The following is a 16,033-nucleotide window of genomic DNA, read 5'->3' as shown; positions in this document are numbered from 1 at the left end:
GTCAGACCGAGCAGCGCGCCGGGCCGATGACGCCGTCGGGGCCGGTCACCGTGACCACTTCCGTCCGGTCGGCGGTACTGGCCGTGGCGGCCGTGCAGATGAGCTGCTGGCGGGCGGCCTGGGAAAGCCGGGTGACCGGGATGCTGATGGTGGCCTTCACGCCCTCCGCGCTCAGCTCGATGGTCGCCTTCGCCCGGCCGCTGGGCAGCTCCGAGCGCAGTCCGGCGTCGTGCTCCGACCTGGTGGGCCCTTCGAAGAGCAGGTACAGCGCGGCGGACGCCCCGGAGGGCCGGTCGTCCGACCAGGCCCCGCCGTCGCTGCCCTCCGGGGGGCTGATGGTCCGGACGACCGGCATCAGCCGGGACGCCGAGGACGAGGAAACGAAGTACAGCACGGCGCCGCGCTGGCCGGCCGGGGCCACCTCGACGGTCGCCGGCTCACCCGCCTCCACGACGTCCGTCGCGCGGATCCCGCACCCGGGGGCGAGCAGCAGCACGGGCAGCAGCGCGCCGAGCACGCGCCCGCCCCTCACCGCTCCCCCAGCGGCAGCTCCACGGTGAACACCGCACCGCCCCCGGGACGGTTCGCCGCGCGGACCGTCCCTCCGTGCAGCCGTACGTTCTCCCGGGCGATGGCGAGGCCGAGGCCGCTGCCCGCCGACCGGGTCCGGGCCGCGTCCGCCTTGTAGAACCGGTCGAAGATGTGCGGGAGCACCGCCGCGTCGATGCCCGGCCCGCTGTCCTCCACCTCCACGACGAGCCGGGCGCCTCCCCGTACCCGTACGGTGACGGGCTCCGCGCCGTGCCGCAGGGCGTTGCCGACCAGGTTGGCGACGACCACGTCGAAGCGGCGCGGGTCGAGCACCGCCCGTGCGCCGTCGGGGAGTTCGAGGGTGACCCGGCCCTCCCAGCGGCGGCCCTGGAGCGTCTTGCGTACGGTCTCGGCGACGTCGACCTCGTCCAGGTGCAGGTCGGCCGCGCGGGCGTCGAAGCGGGATATCTCCATCAAGTCCTCGACCAGGGTGGCCAGTTTGCCGGTCTCCATGCTGATCAGGCGGACGGCGGCGGCGGTGTCGGAGCGCAGTTCACCGGCGTCCTCGTCCAGGACCTCGGTCACGGCGAGCATACCGGCGAGGGGGGTGCGCAGTTCGTGGGAGACGTCGGAGGCGAAGCGCCTGGCCCGTTCCTCGGCCCGGCGCAACTCCTCGACGGATTCCTGGAGCTTGGTGGACGACTCGTTGAACGTCCAGGCGAGGTCGGCGATTTCGTCGGAGCCGCGCACTGTGATCCGGGTGTCGAGCTCGCCCCTGCCGATGCCCGCCGCCGCGCGGCGCAGCTCGCGGACCGGGCGCAGGACGCTGCGGGCGGCGAGCAGCGCGGGCACCAGGGCGACGAGCAGGGCGGGCAGGGCGCCGTCGCGGGCGGCGGTGACCATGGCGGCCACGTTGGCGTCCTCGGTGGACAGCGGCATCACGGCGTAGAGGACGAGGCCGGTGGGCTGTCTGCCGTCGCCCCGGTTGAAGAGGGCGGGCATGCCGACGGTCAGCCAGGGCTTGCCGTCCTTGACGACGCGCTGGAACGAGCCGTGGGTGTTGGCCCGGGTGGCCGTGCGCAGCCCGGCGGTGATCACCCCGGAGGACGACCGGTCCGAGGAGGAGGCCCGCAGTTCCCCGTATTCGGCGAACACGGTCCAGCTTCGCCCGCCGCCCGCACGGGCCAGTGCGAGGCAGACCTGGCGCAGCTGGTCGTCGTCGATGGGGAGGCTGACGGCCTGGGAGCCGATCCGGTCGCGGAACTGGGCGACGGCGGAGTCCTGCGCCTGCTGGAGGATCGCGGACCGGGCCTCGCGGTAGGTGAGTGCGGCGGTGGTGGCGGCACTGACGGCCGCGACGAACAGGAACGCCGCGATCAGCCGGGTGCGGAGGCCGAGGCGGGCGGCGAAGAGTTTCACGTGAGCGGTCCGAAGCGGTAGCCGAAGCCGCGGACGGTCTGGATGTAGCGGGGGCTGCCGGGGACGTCCTCGATCTTCTGGCGGAGGCGGCGGACGCAGGCGTCGACCAGGCGGGCGTCGCCGTGGTAGCTGTGCTCCCACACGTGTTCCAGGAGCTGCTGGCGGCTGAAGACCTGTTCGGGTGAGGCCGAGAGGTGGAGCAGCAGCTTCAGTTCGGAGGGGGCGAGGAGCAGCCGTTCGCCGGCCTTGGCGACGGCGAGGCCCGCGCGGTCGACGGTCAGTTCGCCGTGCGACTCGGTGCCGCCGGGCCCGGCCGGCACGGCGAGGCGGCGCAGTACGGCCCGGATGCGGGCCTCGATGACCTCGGTACGGGCGGGCTTGACGATGTAGTCGTCGGCGCCGGCCTCCAGGCCCACGACGACGTCGAAGTCGTCGCCGCGCGCGGTGAGCATGATCACGGGGAGCTGGCTGGTCTCCCGGATGCGGCGGCAGACCTGGACGCCGTTCATGCCGGGCAGCATCAGATCGAGGAGGACCAGGTCCGGCCGGAACTCCCCCAGCGCGGCGAGCCCGGCCTCGCCCGTGCCGACGGCCCGCAGCTCGTGGCCGCGCCTGCGCAGGCCCAGTTCGACCCCTTCGCGCACCGAGGGATCGTCTTCTATGAGGAGCACGCGAGGCATGGCGTCAGTATCCCAGCGGTCAAGGAACGGATTCGGACGGGCGGACGGGCGCGGGCCGCTTCAGCCGCGCCGCAGCCGGCCCCGGGCGGCGTTCAGCGCGGCGCTCACCTCGGTGAGCCGCAGCGGCCGGGCCAGCCCCGCCACGACCACCGCGAGGACCACCGTCCCGGCGCCCAGCGCGGCGAAGTCCCCGAGACCCGAGCCCTCCGCGTCGACGGCACGCGCCGCCGCGTACGCCAGCGCCCCGGCCGGCACACACGCGGCGGCCAGCCGCACATGCGCCCACATCCCGGGCGAGCGGCCGAGCGAGGCGCTCGGCGCACCGCGCGGGGAGAGCCTGCGGTGCAGCACGTACGCGGTGACGGCGAAGCCGGTGAGCAGGGCCACGGAGTACGCGCCCGCCATGCCGGTCACCGCCCAGCGCGCGGGCAGCGTCAGATAGGCGACGACCGAGAGTCCGGCGTTGAGGGCCGCGATGACCAGGTTCAGCAGGAACGGGGTGCGGGTGTCGCTCATCGCGTAGAACCCGCGCGAGAGCACGTACTGCCCGGAGAAGGCGATGAGCCCGGGGGCGAACGCGGCCATCATGCCCGCCATCACCGTGATGTCCGCCGGGCCGGTGCGCCCGTAGCCGAAGACCGCGCCCATCACCCAGGGCGCGAGCGCCAGCAGCAGCGCGGCCGCCGGGACCACCACGGCGGCGGAGGTGCGCAGCGCGTACGAGAGGTCGCGGCGCACCCCGGCGAGGTCGCCGCCGGCCGCCGCCCAGCTCATCCGGGGCATCAGCGCGGTGACGAGGCTGACGGTCACGATGCCCTGCGGCACCACCCAGAGCTGGTAGGCGTAGCTGTACGCGGTGTAACCGGCGCCGCCCGCGAGGTGCTGGTCCACGGCGTGCTGGCCGCTCGCGGTGGAGAGGCGGGTGATCACCCAGTACGCGGCCTGGTTGGTGAGGACGAGCAGGACGAGCCAGCCGGCCGCACGCAGCGGCCGGGTGAGTCCGCTGCCGCGCCAGTCGAACCGGGGCCGCCAGCGGAACTTCGCGGCGCGCAGCGAGGGCACCAGGGCGAGGCTCTGCACGGCGATGCCCGCCGTGGTGCCCCAGCCCAGCCACTGCGCCTGCGCGGCGCTGACGGTGCCGTCGGAGCTCGCGGCCGTCCCGAGGTAGAGCCCGAACACCGCGATGATCACGAGGTTGTTGAGGACCGGCGTCCACATCATCGCGCCGAACCGGTCGCGGGCGTTGAGGACTTGGCCGAGGAGCGTGAACAGGCCGTAGAAGAGGATCTGCGGCAGGCAGTAGCGGGCCAGGGCGATGGTGAGTTCGGCCTGGTCGCCGTCGTAGGTGGGGGCGTACACCTGGATGATCAGCGGTGCGCCGAGGACGGCGAGCGCGGTGAGAGCGAGCAGGCCCACGGTGCACAGGGTGAGCAACCGGTCGGTGTAGGCGGCCCCGCCGTCGCCGTGCTCCTTGGCGGCGCGGACGAGTTCGGGGACGAAGACCGCGTTGAGGGCGCCGCCGATGAGCAGCATGTAGAGGATGTTGGGCACGGTGTTGGCGACGGCGTACCCGTCGGCCCGCAGCCCGGTACCGAGCGCGGCGACGACGACCGCCGAGCGTATGAACCCCGTGGCCCGCGAGACGATGGACCCGGCGGCCATCAGGGCGCCGCTGCGCAGCACCGAGCCGGAGCCGCGCGCGCCGCTCTCCTCGGGGGCGGCCGCCTCCGGGGCGGCGCCGGCGGCCGTCACCGGCGCGCCAGGTACGCCTGGAACGCCCGGTACAACGTGTTGTTGGCGGCTCCGCCCACCGATGTCTCCCACTCTCCGAGGGTTTCCACGACCTCCCCGCCGGTGCCCAGCTTCCAGCGCAGCAGCCCGAAGGGCCGGTCGTCGGGATCGAGGGTGGAGGATACCCCGCGCATGTCGTACACCTCGGCGCCGCCGTCGAGGGCATCGCACAACATCTGCCACTGCAGGGCGTTGCTGGGGCGCACCTCGCGGCGGTGGTCGGCGGAGGCACCCGTCTGGTACCAGACCCGCCGGCCGGTGCTGATCATGGTGTGGGCGGCCAGGATCTCGCCCTCGTGCACGGCGAGGCAGAGCTTCATCCGGCCGGGCGCCTCGGCGTTGAGCACGGCGTACTGGCGCTGGTAGTAGCCGAGCGAGCGGCCGAGCCGGAAGCCGTCGCGCTCCTCGGTGATCCTCAGCAGCCGGTGGAACTCGGGCAGTTCGGCGGCGCTCCCGGTCACGATCCGCACCCCGGCCTTGTGCGCCCGGCGGACGTTGCGGCGCCACTCCTGGTTGAGCCCGGACCACAGGTCGTCGGTGGTGCGCCCGGCGAGCGGCACCCGGAAGACGTACCGGGGCTGGGCGTCCGCGTCGTCGCCGTCCCCGCCGCAGCGCCGCCAGCCGCGCGCCCGCAGCCGGTCGGCCACGGCCGTGCCGAGCGGGTCGACCTCGCTCGCCAGGACGTCACCGACCGTACGCCCGGGGCCGGTGGCGGCCTTGAGCCGGGCGCCGGTCCAGCGGCGGTAGGCGGGGCCGGGTCCGATGCGTACGGCGAACGCCCCGGCCGCGCGCAGGTGCGCGAGCAGGGGGCGCAGCCAGCGGTCCATTCCCGGGTCGGCCCAGTCGGCGGCCGGGCCCTCCGGAAGATAGGCGAAGTATTTCCGGGTGCCCGGGAATTGCCGGTAGAGGACGAGCGCGCTGCCGTTCAGGGTGCCGTCGTCGTCGTGCCAGCCGAGCGTTTCCGAGGACCAGCCCTCTTTCACCCCGGCCCAGGAGGGGTACTGAAGGAAACTGGCGTCCGCGAGCGTGGCCAGGTGGGCGCGGTGCTCGTCCGCCGTGAGGCCGTGGATGCGTAGGTCCCGTTCCCTGCTGCGGTCTCCGGTCGCGAGCAGCGCTGACATATCGGTGGCCCTCCCTCGTGGGCCCCGCGGTCTGCTCTGCGGGGCTGCACAGGATGCTCACAGCGGTCCGTGACGGGTCCGCGCGCCGAATGTGACCGGACGATGACCGTTGCGCTGCGCTTCCCGTCACACAAGGAATTCCCGCTTTTCCGCGGAATTGAGGAACTTAGGCTCCGGTGCGTTCCTCTTCACCGATGACCGAGTACGGCCCTGGAGGTTTTCCGTTGATTCCCGCATTTCTGACACCGGCGCGCCGGCAGCGCCCCGCCCGGCTCGCGCTGATCGCCGGCTGCGCGGTGCTCGGCGTCACGCTCACGGCGTGTTCCGGCGGCGCCGCCGCTTCGGACAAGAACGGTGACCCCGCTCCCTCGAAGGCGGCGCCGGCCTCCATCTCGGTGACCCCGCACGGCACCGCGGCCGCCGCGGGCAAGCCCGTGACGGTGACCCTGGCGGCCGGGAAGCTGCGCGAGGTGACCGTCACGGCCGGGGAGGGCGGCGCGCTCGCCGGCCGGATATCCGCCGACGGCCGGACCTGGACGTCCGACCGGATGGCGGCGCCCGGCACCGCGTACCGCGTGGAGGCGCGGGACACCTCGGGCGGCAGCGACACGGCCTCGTTCACGACGAGGGCGGCGGACAAGGTGAATAAGCTGACGCTGGCGCCCGGCAAGAACACGACGGTGGGCATCGCCCAGCCGCTGTCGATCGTCTTCGACAACCCGGTCAAGGACAAGGCGGCCGTCGAGAAGGCACTCAAGGTCTCCACCTCGAACCACACCGAGGGCTCCTGGGGCTGGCTGCAGGACTACTCGGGCCGGGACCGCGTCGACTGGCGGCCGAAGGAGTACTGGAAGTCCGGGACGCGCATCACGCTCGACGCCGAGCTGAACGGCGTCGACTCGGGTCCCGGCGGCGGCTTCTTCGTACGGGACTACGCGACGACGTTCACGGTCGGCGCGCGCCAGGTGGTGAAGGTGGACCTGGACCGGCACCGGCTGGCGCTGGAGCGGGACGGCCGCACGGTCATGGACGTGCCGGTGTCGGGCGGTACGCCGGGTGGGGACAAGCGGTCGTGGCGGGGGACGGCCGTGCTGATGGCGAAGGAGGGCACGATCAACATGCGCTCCGAGACGGTGGGCCTGGGCCACACGTACGACAAGATGGTCGACTACTCGATGCGGCTGACCTGGTCGGGCATGTACGCCCACGCCGCGCCGTGGAACGCGGCGTACTTCGGGCGGGCCAACCACAGCTCGGGATGTGTCGGGATGAGCGACGCGGACGCCGCCGCCCTCTACCGGCAGGCCCGCGTCGGCGACCCGTTCGAGATCACGGGCGCGGAGACCAAGGGCACGGTCGCGGAGGGCAACGGCTACGGGGCGTGGAACGTCACGTGGGACGAGTGGCAGACGAGGAGCGCCCTCGGCTGACCGGTCCGCCGGCGCGCAGCTGACCTTCTTCCCGCGTGCGAGAAGTGATCACCGGCTGCTGCCGGTCGGACCTTGCTCCCGTCCTTCTACCGCCCTCCCGGCATGAGCGTTCCGGGCTGTGCCGGTCCGACGCCCACCGCCTCCGTCTTCGGATTGCGCCGTTGCCGCCTCGCCACCCAGGTGGCGAACCAGGAGAGCAGCATGCACATCCCGATGTAGATCGGTGAGATCACCATCACCACGGGGATGAAAGGCAGATCGTAGTCCAAATTGGAGGCGATGAGTTTGCCCGCGTGGAGGAATTCCTCGTACGTGATGAGGTAGCCGAGCGAGGTGTCCTTCAGGGCCACCACCAGCTGGCTGATGATGGTGGGCAGCATCGCGCGGATCGCCTGCGGCGCCAGGACGAAGGTCGTGACCTGCGTCTTCCGCATGCCCAGCGCGTACGCCGCCTCGCGCTGGCCGCGCTCCACCGAGTTGATGCCGGTACGGAACACCTCGGCGAGCACCGAGCCGTTGTAGAGCGTCAGTCCGGCGACCAGCGCGGGCAGCGGCTGCACCTTCAGCGCCACGAAGATGAAGAAGATCATCACCAGCACGGGCATGGCGCGGAAGAACTCGACGAGGATCGTCGCCACCCAGCGGACCGGGCGGTGTTCGGACAGCCGCCCGACCGCGAGGACGGCGCCGAGGACCAGGGAGAGGACGGCGGCGTACGCGAACGCCTTGAGGGTGTTGCCGAGTCCGCGGAGCAGGAGCTCCTGGATGCCCTTGTACTCGAAGGGTGTCCACTTGGCGGCGGTGAACTGGTCGGTGTCGAAGAGGAGATAGATCACCCAGCCGATCAGAGCGAGGATGAGGACCGTAGACGCGATTCCGTAGAGTCGGTGCCGTCTGCGGGTGAGCGGCCCGGGGATGTCGTACAGGGCGTTGGCGGTGGGTACGGAGTGAGCGGTCATCGGGCGACTCCCCAGCGCTTTTCCAGCACGTGGAAGAGCGCGCTGATGGCGAGGGTGATGATCAGGTACCCCACGGCGATCCACACGAAGGTCCAGATGATGCTGTATCCCAGCTCGTTGAGGGTCTTGTAGGTGCCGAGGAGTTCGGTGACGCTGAACGCCCCGGCGATCGCCGAGTTCTTGGCGAGCGCGATGAGCGTCGAGCCGATCGGCGGGATCACCGAGCGGAACGCCTGCGGCAGCACGATGGCCCCGAGGCTCTGTCCGAAGGTCATCCCGAGGCTCCGGGCCGCCTCGCCCTGCCCGGTGGGCACGGTGTTGATGCCGGAGCGCAGCACCTCGCAGATGAACGCCGAGGTGTAGCAGCCCAGCGCGAGGATCGCGAACACGTTGAACGGCAGGACGAGTCCGAAGCGCGGCAGGCCGAGGAGCACGGCGAAGAAGAGCAGGGTGAGCGGGGTGTTGCGCAGGATCGTCACCCATACGGTGCCGAAGGCCCGGAGCGAGCCGACGGGCGCCACCCGGAAGGAGGCCATGACGAAGCCGAGGACCAGGGCCAGGATCGAGGCGTAGACGGTGAGTTCGACGGTGCCGAGGAAGCCCTTGCCGTAGAGCGAGAAGTTGTCGGTGAGTACGTCCATGGGGGTGGGCCGTCCTCTCAGTTCGCCGGGTAGCGGTCGATGGGCGGCGGCTTGGGCGCGGGTGCGCCGGACAGGCCGAGGGTCGCCTCGAACGCCTTCTTCCAGTTGCCGTTCTTCTCGTTCTCCTCCAGCGCGTCGTTGAGCGCGAAGCGCAGCGCGTTGTCGCCGCGCGGTACCCCGATGCCGTACGGCTCCTCGGAGAAGGGCTCGCCGACGACCTTCATCTCGTCGGGCGCCTTGGCGGCGAAGCCCAGCAGGATCGCGTCGTCGGTGGTGACGACGTCGACCTGGAACGTCAGCAGGTTGTCGACGCAGATCGAGTACGTGTCGTACGCGACCAGCTTCGCCTTCGGGTAGTCGGCGGCGATCCGCTGGTACGGGGTCGAGCCCGCGGCCGAGCAGACCGTCTTGCCGGCCAGGTCCTGCGGGCCGTGGATGTCGTCCTCGTCGGTGCGCACCAGGAGCCCCTGGCCCGCCATGTAGTAGGGGCCGGCGAATCCGACGAGCTTCTTGCGCATGTCGTTGATGGTGTAGGTGCCGACGTAGTAGTCGATCTGCCCGTTCTGCAGGGCGGTCTCGCGGTTGGCGGAGGCGATCGTCTTGAAGCGGATCGTCTTCGGGTCGAAGCCCAGCGAGGCGGACATCATGCGGGCGATCTCGATGTCGAAGCCGGAGTAGACGCCCGTCGCCGGGTCCTTCTCGCCCAGGTAGGGCTGGTCCTCCTTGGCGCCCACCCGCAGGTAGCCGCGCTTCTTCGCGTTCCGCCAGGTCCGGGAGTCCGGCAGCCGGAAGCCCTTGTCGACCTGGTAGACGGGCAGCTGGTCGGCCTTCGGGCCCTTGACGGGCGGGCTGCCCTCCTTGCCGCAGGCGGCGGCGAAGAGGGCGAGCAGGAGGCCGGCACAGACGGCCAGCAGTTTCCTCGTACGCAACTCAGGGCCTCCCGTCAGTGCTTGAGGATCTTGGACAGGAAGTCCTTGGCCCGGTCGCTCTCCGGGGAGGTGAAGAAGTCCTCCGGGGTGCGGTCCTCCACGACGCAGCCGTCGGCCATGAAGACGACCCGGTTGGCGGCGGAGCGGGCGAAGCCCATCTCATGGGTGACGACGACCATGGTCATGCCCTCGCGGGCGAGCTGACGCATCACCTCCAGGACCTCGTTGATCATCTCCGGGTCGAGCGCCGAGGTGGGCTCGTCGAACAGGAGCGCCTTGGGGTCCATGGCGAGGGCCCGGGCGATGGCGACGCGCTGCTGCTGCCCGCCGGAGAGCTGGGCGGGGAACTTGTCGGCGTGCGCGCCGAGCCCCACCCGGTCCAGGAGTTCGCGGGAACGCTGGTCCGCCTCGTCCTTCTTGCGTTTGCGCACCTTGACCTGGGCCAGGGAGACGTTGGCGAGGACGGTCTTGTGTGCGAAGAGGTTGAAAGACTGGAAGACCATGCCGACTTCGGCCCTCAGCTGGGCCAGTCCCCGGCCCTCCTCGGGGAGGGGTTTGCCGTCGATGGTGATGTGGCCCGACTCGATGGCCTCCAGCCGGTTGATCGCCCGGCAGAGCGTCGACTTCCCGGAGCCGGACGGGCCGATGACCACCACCACCTCCCCGCGGCCGACGGTGAGATTGATGTCCTGCAGTACGTGCAACTTCCCGTAGTACTTGTTGACGTCTCGCAGCTCGATCAACGGATCGACGGCCATACGCTGCCCTACCCACTTGTCGCTCGGTCGAGGTCAGCGCAAACTAACCAGCCCGGCAAGGGACTTCTCGACCGACACGCACCAATGGGGCAAAAGGATTCTTATCGCTTCGCGTGGTCCGCCGCGCGCAGCGGGTCAGCCCTCGGCGGACTCCGCGTACACCTGGGACAGCTCGGGGCTGCCGGACATCGCCCAGTCGAGGCCCGCCTCGACCACGTCGATCTCGCGGCCCGAGGCGAGCCGCACGACGGGCTGGCCGCTCGGCCAGATGTGCCAGTGCGCCCCGGCGACGTTGCGCACCAGGACCGTACCGAGGTAGAGACCGGCGTCGTTGCCCAGCCAGGGCAGCTCCTCCGGGTCATCGCGCCAGCGCGGCACCAGCTGGTCGAGTGCCGTCAACGAGGCGGGGCTGTCGTCCAGTTCGATGCCGTGCTCCCCCACTCGGACCCGGAGCAGCTCGCATTCGGCGAGCAGTCCGGCCACGCCCTCCGGATCGGCGTCGACGGCGCCCGCGAGGCCCGTCTTCCGCGCCCCGTCGTGACGCTTACGCCAGTTGTCCAAGAAAGGGATGTTCATACCGCTCAGAATCGCATCCCGGCGTGCCTGCGCACCACTGGGCGCGCGGCCTGTCGTTCGAGTGCCGAACACCACAGGGCCACCGCGCGTTCACGGAACGCCGGGGCGTCGGGGCCCGCTCAGAGGTCGAGGTCCACCACCACCGGGGCGTGGTCGGAGGCGCCCTTGCCCTTGCGCTCCTCGCGGTCCACATAGCTGTCCTTCACGGCGGCGGTGAAGGGGGCGTTGCCGTAGACGAGGTCGATGCGCATGCCCTTGTTCTTCGGGAAGCGCAGCTCGCGGTAGTCCCAGAAGGTGTAGGGGCGGTCGTACTTCAGGGGGCGGGGCATGACGTCGGACAGCCCCTCGGCGCGCAGGGCGGCCAGGGCTTCGCGCTCGGCGGGCGTGACGTGCGTGGCCCCCTCGAAGAGGGCCGGGTCCCAGACGTCCTCGTCGGTCGGGGCCACGTTGAAGTCGCCGAGCACGGCGAAGGGGGCCGGACCGGCGGCGTCGGCGGCCACCGCCTTGCGCAGCGCCTCCAGCCAGCGCAGCTTGTACGCGTAGTGCTCGTGGGCGACCTCGCGACCGTTGGGCACGTACACCGACCAGAGGCGCACCGGCCCGCACGTCGCGCTGATCGCGCGGGGCTCCTGCGCGGTCTCGTAGACCGGCCCGTCGGGCAGGCCGAGGGTGATGTCGGAGAGGCCGGCGCGGGAGATCAGCGCGACCCCGTTCCACCGCCCGTTGGCGTTGACCGCGGACTCGTAGCCCGCCTCGCGGAGCGCGTCGGCGGGGAACTGCTCGGCGGTGCACTTGGTCTCCTGGAGGCACAGCACGTCGGTGCCGCTGCTCTCCAGCCAGGCCAGCAGCCTCGGCAGGCGGGCGGTGATCGAGTTGACGTTCCAGGTGGCGATGCGCATGTACGTAAACCTAACGCCTGCCACTGACAGCCGCCGGGGCGGCGGCCGTCACAGGCCCGTCGAGTCGCCCGGTGTCATCCGGCCGTGGTCGGAGCCGCCCAGCTCGCCGATCTGCCGGTCGTAGATCGGCCGGGCCAGGTCGGTGAGGAGCGCGTCGTGGATGTCGATCGCGCGGCGCGGCTTCACCTCGCGCACGTAGTCGATGACCTCGGAGATCTTGTTCCAGGGGGCCATCACCGGCAGCAGCAGGGTGTCCACGGCCCGGCCGGGCACCGTCAGGGCGTCGCCGGGGTGGAAGACCTGGCCGTCGGCCAGGAAGCCGATGTTGGTGACGCGCGGGATGTCCGGGTGGATCACCGCGTGCAGCTCGCCGTGCACCTCGATGTCGAACCCGGCGGCCGAGAAGGTGTCGCCGTGGCCGACCGTGTGCACCCGGCCCGGGAACGCCGCGCTCAACCGCTCCGCGACGCTGCGCAGGGTCCAGACGCGGGCCGCCGGGTCGGCCTCGAGACCGGCCCGGATCCGCCCCTCGTCGAAGTGGTCGGGGTGCTCGTGCGTCACGAGGATCGCCTCGGCGCCGATCGCCGCGTCGCTCTCCGAGAAGCCGCCCGGGTCGATGACGAGCGTGCGCCCGTCCTTCTCCAGGCGGATGCAGGAGTGCGACTGCTTGGTCAGGGTCGGCGCGGCGTTCTCGGTGTGGCTGCTCATGCATCCATCCTGCTACGCGGGCGGCGTCGTTTCCGCCCGAATCACGGACTGCGCGATGGTGAACGCGGCGCTCGCGGCCGGAACCCCGCAGTACACGGCCGTCTGCATCAGCACCTCCCGGATCTCGGTGGGCGTGAGTCCGTTGCGCAGGGCGGCCCTGGTGTGCGCGGCCAGGCTCTCCAGCCGTCCGGAGGCGACGAGCGCGGTGAGCGTGACGGTGGAGCGGGTGCGCCGGTCCAGCCCTTCCCGGCTCCACACCTCTCCCCAGGCGTACCGGGTGACCAGCTCCTGGAAGTCCTCGGTGAAGTCGTCGGCGGCGGCCATGACCCCGTCCACCTGCGCGTCGCCCAGCACCTCGCGCCGCAGCCGCATGCCGGGCGCGTACGGGTCGGGGCGCCCGCCGGCCGCCGCCTCGGGGGCCGGCCCGGCGGGGGCGATCTCCGCGACGGGCTGGACGGGGGCGGAGAGCCGGGGCACGGAGTCGGGCATCGGGATGGCCGCCTGGGTGTCCTGCCAGGCGGTGGAGAAGTGGGTGAGCAGGAGATCGGTGACCGCCCCGGGCTGCTCCACGGGCGCCAGGTGCGAGGCCGCGGGGACCAGCGCGAGCCGGGCGTCCGGTATCCCGGCCACCAGGGTGCGCGCGTCCCCCGGCCCGGTCACCCGGTCCTCCGCCCCGACCACGACGAGGGTGGGGACGGGGATGCGGCTCAGTTCCGTACGGACGTCGAACGCGGCCAGGGCCTCGCAGGCGGCGATGTAGCACCCCGGGTCGGTGGTCCGCACCATCTGGACGGCCCACTCCACGATGGCGGGCTGCGCGGCGGCGAAGGCGGGCGTGAACCAGCGCTCGGGCGCGGTGCGCGCCATGGGCTCCAAGCCGTTCGTACGGACGATGACGCCGCGCTGCCGGAACTCGTCCGCGCTGCCGAACCGGGGCGAGGACGCGACCAGTGCGAGCGCGGCCACCCGGTGGGGGTGCCGCAGTGCCAGGTCCGCGCCGATCGCCCCGCCGATGGAACACCCCACGTACCCGAACCGCTGGACCCCGACCCCGTCGAGCGTCGCGAGCAGCCGGTCGCCCAGCTCCGCCACGGCGGTCGCGGGCCGGGCGGGGGCGCCGCCGTGACCGGGGAGGTCGTACCGGAAGACTCTCCAGTGCCGGGTGAGCTCGGGTACCTGGCGGTCCCACATGTGCCAGGTGGTACCCAGTGAGGGACCGAGGATCAGGACCGGGGCGTCTTCTGGCCCGTCAAAGCGGTATTGCAGGGTGTTCGTCGTCGCACTCACCCGCTCACGCTCCCATATCTCACGTCCTCCCGAGGCAGCGGGGGCTCTTCATGCCGGCCGGGTTCCGTCCGTACGCGGGGGTGAAGCTGGTCGCCGTCGCACCCGGCAACGCGGCACGCGGGCTGCCCCGGATCACGGGGCTTTATGTGCTGCTCGACAGTGAGACCCTGCTCCCCGGGGCTCTGCTGGGCGGTGCCGCCCCGACCGCGCCGCGTACCCCGGCGGTCTCCGCTCTCGCCGTGGACCGGCCGACCGTGCCCGGGACCGCACGCCTGGTTTCTTCGGCACGGGCCACGAAGCATGGCGGCACGTCGAGGCCGTGCGCCGCGTCGGACCGCTCGGCGACGTCGGGGTCGTGGCATGACGCCGGGCGGATCAGCGCCTTCCTGGACCGCCGCAGGAGCGCGGGGCCGCGCGCCGCAAGGGTCGGTCCCGAGGCGGTGCGCATGGCCGGCGTCGTCCTGTGCCGCACCAGGGCGCGGGAGGCTCTTCTCGGGAGGGCTGGTACCGGGTCACGCCACCGTGGCCGTCGGCTCGCACGAGCCCGACGCCCGCGAGGTGGACCCGGAACAGGTCCACCGGTCGACGGTGGTCGTGGAGAGCCTGAACGCCGCTCTCCACGAAGCCGGCGACATCGTGCTGCCTCCGCAGGCGAGCGGGGACCGGAATCCATCGCCGGAGGTGGGGCTCGGCCCAGCCGTGTCCGGCTCGTCAGAAGCGTCGGCACGGCCCGGGAGGACCTGGCAGCCCTGAACGCGACCGGCCCGCGCACGCCGGGGCCGGCGCACCCCTTGGTCGCGCTAGTGTCGTCCCATGCGTTCCATGATCCTGCCGCCGCCCGTCCGCTAGCGGACGGCGCGCAAACCCACTCCGACCCCGGCCGCACCGCCGCCGGGGCGATGGATGCCGTCCGCTCGACATGCGGCCCTCTTCCGGCAAACCATCGTCATGGAGACGCACCAGATGACTTCGCCTGCCCTCACGCCGCTCCGGCGGGGACAGCTTTCCGTTTCAGCCGCCGCCGTCGCGTGGGGAATCGGCGGCGCGGCAGCCGCCGAACTGTTCCGTATCAGCGGTCTCGGCCCGATGGCCGTGTCGTTCTGGAGATTCGCCATCGCGGCGATCATCCTCACCGCCCCGAAGCTTCTCGACCATGGTCCGCTCAGGCCGGCCGGGTCCGCCCGCGGGCTGACCTCCGTACTCGTCGGGACCGCCCTGGCGGTCTATCAGACGGCCTACTTCGGCGCCGTCCAGGAGGCCGGACTCGCGCTGGGCACCCTGGTCGCGCTCGGCACGAGCACACTCCTGGTCAGCGTCGGCGCCCATCTCTTCCTGGGCGAACGGCTCAGCAGGCGGGGCACCGCCGCGACCGGGCTCGCCCTGATCGGCCTGGTGATCCTGGTCGCGCACCCGGTCTCCGGGCCCCACCCCTTCGCAGGCGTCCTGCTGGCCCTGGTCTCGGGCATCGGCTACAGCGCCGTCACCCTGTGGGCCCGCAGGTCGGAAGCCACCAGCGCGAGCCCGGCCACCTGGGGCGCAGGAGCCCTCTGCCTCCTGCCGTTCGCCCTGGCCGAAGGCGTCCGGCCGCACGCCGAGAACGCCGTCGAGTCCGTGACCTGGCTGCTCTTCCTGGGGGTGGTGCCGACGCTGCTGGCCTACCGCTGGTACTTCAAGGGACTGGTCACGGTGCCCAGTACCACCGCCGCCGTTCTCGTGCTCCTCGAACCCGCCACGGCCGCTCTCCTCGCCGTCGCGCTGGGCGAGCGGATCAGCGTCTCGCTCGCCGTCGGGTCGGTTCTGCTGCTGTCGGCCGTCGCCGTACTGGCCCGCGACCGGTCGTGAACCCGGCGCGCCCGGAGCCGTCGCTCACTGGGGTGTGGCCGGAGGGTACCCGCGCTGCACGGCGTGGGCCCCGGCCCGGAGGCGGCTCCGGGCGCCGTCGAGTTGCAGCAGGTTGGTCGCGATACGGCGCACGGTGCATGCGGAGACACCGAGGCTCGCGGGCCGCCCCGGCAGACCCGCATGGCAGAACCCGGCCGGAGCAAGCCGACGGGCTCTGCCGCGTCACCACTGGTCGCACGGTCGTCACAGACCTGCACCACGTCCGCGCCGCCGAACTCCGCGCCGGGGCCGACACGTACCGCCTCACCCTGTCCGCCCCGGGCCCCCGGCCTCTGCGCACCGCCCTCGGGCGGGCCCTGATCGGGGTCGGCCTCCGCCTGCCCGCCGCGCCCTCCCCCGCCCCGGCCCGGGCCGCCGTCGCCCTCTCCCGGGGCCAGGGTCTGCCGCATCCGGGTCCTCGGA

The 16,033-nt window shown here is 72.1% G+C and carries 15 protein-coding genes and 1 pseudogene; 3 read left to right on the top strand and 13 right to left on the bottom strand.

Features of this window, described 5'->3' with window-relative positions; genetic code table 11:
* Nucleotide 1 precedes the first annotated feature (1 nt).
* Genes ABZ565_RS08295 through ABZ565_RS08275 form a run of 5 tightly spaced genes read right to left on the bottom strand, consistent with a single transcriptional unit; the run spans nucleotide 2 to nucleotide 5,542 of the window.
* Nucleotides 2-517: a hypothetical protein gene (locus ABZ565_RS08295; RefSeq protein ID WP_361021997.1), complete on the bottom strand. Its 516-nt coding sequence runs from the start codon at nucleotides 515-517 to the stop codon at nucleotides 2-4.
* Nucleotides 518-528: 11 nt separating this feature from the next.
* Nucleotides 529-1,950, bottom strand: a complete 1,422-nt coding sequence (locus ABZ565_RS08290; RefSeq protein WP_361021994.1) for a HAMP domain-containing sensor histidine kinase — start codon at nucleotides 1,948-1,950, stop codon at nucleotides 529-531.
* Nucleotides 1,947-2,630, bottom strand: a complete 684-nt coding sequence (locus ABZ565_RS08285) for a response regulator transcription factor (RefSeq protein ID WP_361021991.1) — start codon at nucleotides 2,628-2,630, stop codon at nucleotides 1,947-1,949. The genes ABZ565_RS08290 and ABZ565_RS08285 overlap by 4 nt, the downstream gene beginning before the upstream one ends.
* Nucleotides 2,631-2,690: 60 nt before the next feature.
* The gene (murJ, locus tag ABZ565_RS08280) at nucleotides 2,691-4,382 is read right to left on the bottom strand and encodes a murein biosynthesis integral membrane protein MurJ (RefSeq protein ID WP_361021988.1); all 1,692 of its coding nucleotides are present in this window, start codon (nucleotides 4,380-4,382) and stop codon (nucleotides 2,691-2,693) included.
* Nucleotides 4,379-5,542, bottom strand: a complete 1,164-nt coding sequence (locus ABZ565_RS08275) for a peptidoglycan bridge formation glycyltransferase FemA/FemB family protein (protein ID WP_361021985.1) — start codon at nucleotides 5,540-5,542, stop codon at nucleotides 4,379-4,381. Before ABZ565_RS08275 ends, murJ begins: the two co-directional genes overlap by 4 nt.
* Nucleotides 5,543-5,766: 224 nt before the next feature.
* On the opposite strand from ABZ565_RS08275, the gene ABZ565_RS08270 reads away from it, so the two are divergent.
* On the top strand, nucleotides 5,767-6,972 hold the full coding sequence (locus tag ABZ565_RS08270) for an Ig-like domain-containing protein (RefSeq protein WP_361021982.1): 1,206 nt from the start codon (nucleotides 5,767-5,769) through the stop codon (nucleotides 6,970-6,972).
* An 86-nt stretch (nucleotides 6,973-7,058) separates the two neighbouring features.
* Here ABZ565_RS08270 and ABZ565_RS08265 read toward each other — a convergent pair whose 3' ends face one another.
* The 8 genes from ABZ565_RS08265 to ABZ565_RS08230 form a co-directional block, all read right to left on the bottom strand.
* Entirely contained in the window at nucleotides 7,059-7,931 is an 873-nt protein-coding gene (locus ABZ565_RS08265) for an amino acid ABC transporter permease (RefSeq protein WP_361021979.1), read from the bottom strand.
* Complete coding sequence (locus ABZ565_RS08260; RefSeq protein WP_361021977.1) at nucleotides 7,928-8,572, bottom strand: amino acid ABC transporter permease; 645 nt, start codon at nucleotides 8,570-8,572, stop codon at nucleotides 7,928-7,930. The genes ABZ565_RS08265 and ABZ565_RS08260 overlap by 4 nt, the downstream gene beginning before the upstream one ends.
* A gap of 17 nt (nucleotides 8,573-8,589) precedes the next feature.
* Complete coding sequence (locus ABZ565_RS08255) at nucleotides 8,590-9,501, bottom strand: glutamate ABC transporter substrate-binding protein (RefSeq protein WP_361021974.1); 912 nt, start codon at nucleotides 9,499-9,501, stop codon at nucleotides 8,590-8,592.
* 14 nt (nucleotides 9,502-9,515) lie between these two features.
* Nucleotides 9,516-10,259: an amino acid ABC transporter ATP-binding protein gene (locus ABZ565_RS08250; protein WP_361021971.1), complete on the bottom strand. Its 744-nt coding sequence runs from the start codon at nucleotides 10,257-10,259 to the stop codon at nucleotides 9,516-9,518.
* A gap of 135 nt (nucleotides 10,260-10,394) precedes the next feature.
* Nucleotides 10,395-10,835 (bottom strand): DUF6278 family protein, encoded by a 441-nt coding sequence (locus tag ABZ565_RS08245; RefSeq protein WP_361021968.1) that lies wholly within the window; start codon nucleotides 10,833-10,835, stop codon nucleotides 10,395-10,397.
* Nucleotides 10,836-10,954: 119 nt separating this feature from the next.
* Nucleotides 10,955-11,734 carry an exodeoxyribonuclease III gene (locus ABZ565_RS08240; protein ID WP_361021965.1) on the bottom strand — a complete coding sequence of 260 codons (780 nt, stop codon included), beginning with the start codon at nucleotides 11,732-11,734 and terminating at the stop codon, nucleotides 10,955-10,957.
* A gap of 48 nt (nucleotides 11,735-11,782) precedes the next feature.
* Entirely contained in the window at nucleotides 11,783-12,442 is a 660-nt protein-coding gene (locus tag ABZ565_RS08235) for an MBL fold metallo-hydrolase (protein ID WP_361021962.1), read from the bottom strand.
* Between the two features lie 12 nt (nucleotides 12,443-12,454).
* On the bottom strand, nucleotides 12,455-13,729 hold the full coding sequence (locus ABZ565_RS08230; protein WP_361021959.1) for an alpha/beta fold hydrolase: 1,275 nt from the start codon (nucleotides 13,727-13,729) through the stop codon (nucleotides 12,455-12,457).
* Nucleotides 13,730-13,779: 50 nt separating this feature from the next.
* On the opposite strand from ABZ565_RS08230, the pseudogene ABZ565_RS08225 reads away from it, so the two are divergent.
* Nucleotides 13,780-13,911: pseudogene (locus ABZ565_RS08225) on the top strand (ornithine cyclodeaminase family protein); the annotation flags it as partial.
* 781 nt (nucleotides 13,912-14,692) lie between these two features.
* On the top strand, nucleotides 14,693-15,571 hold the full coding sequence (locus ABZ565_RS08220; protein WP_361021957.1) for an EamA family transporter: 879 nt from the start codon (nucleotides 14,693-14,695) through the stop codon (nucleotides 15,569-15,571).
* The last annotated feature ends 462 nt before the right edge of the window (nucleotides 15,572-16,033 follow it).

Source organism: Streptomyces sp. NPDC016469, from assembly GCF_040632905.1.
In the GTDB taxonomy this organism is placed as follows: Bacteria; Actinomycetota; Actinomycetes; order Streptomycetales; family Streptomycetaceae; genus Streptomyces.
This window is presented reverse-complemented; position numbering and strand designations above follow the sequence as displayed.

Bases quoted from the DNA above. Each gene is read 5' to 3' on its own strand.
- ABZ565_RS08285 (WP_361021991.1), bottom strand. From the start codon at position 2,630: ATGCCTCGCGTGCTCCTCATAGAAGACGATCCCTCGGTGCGCGAAGGG.
- ABZ565_RS08275 (WP_361021985.1), bottom strand. From the start codon at position 5,542: ATGTCAGCGCTGCTCGCGACCGGAGACCGCAGCAGGGAACGGGACCTA.
- ABZ565_RS08265 (WP_361021979.1), bottom strand. From the start codon at position 7,931: ATGACCGCTCACTCCGTACCCACCGCCAACGCCCTGTACGACATCCCC.
- ABZ565_RS08260 (WP_361021977.1), bottom strand. From the start codon at position 8,572: ATGGACGTACTCACCGACAACTTCTCGCTCTACGGCAAGGGCTTCCTC.
- ABZ565_RS08250 (WP_361021971.1), bottom strand. From the start codon at position 10,259: ATGGCCGTCGATCCGTTGATCGAGCTGCGAGACGTCAACAAGTACTAC.
- ABZ565_RS08245 (WP_361021968.1), bottom strand. From the start codon at position 10,835: ATGAACATCCCTTTCTTGGACAACTGGCGTAAGCGTCACGACGGGGCG.
- ABZ565_RS08240 (WP_361021965.1), bottom strand. From the start codon at position 11,734: ATGCGCATCGCCACCTGGAACGTCAACTCGATCACCGCCCGCCTGCCG.
- ABZ565_RS08235 (WP_361021962.1), bottom strand. From the start codon at position 12,442: ATGAGCAGCCACACCGAGAACGCCGCGCCGACCCTGACCAAGCAGTCG.
- ABZ565_RS08220 (WP_361021957.1), top strand. From the start codon at position 14,693: ATGACTTCGCCTGCCCTCACGCCGCTCCGGCGGGGACAGCTTTCCGTT.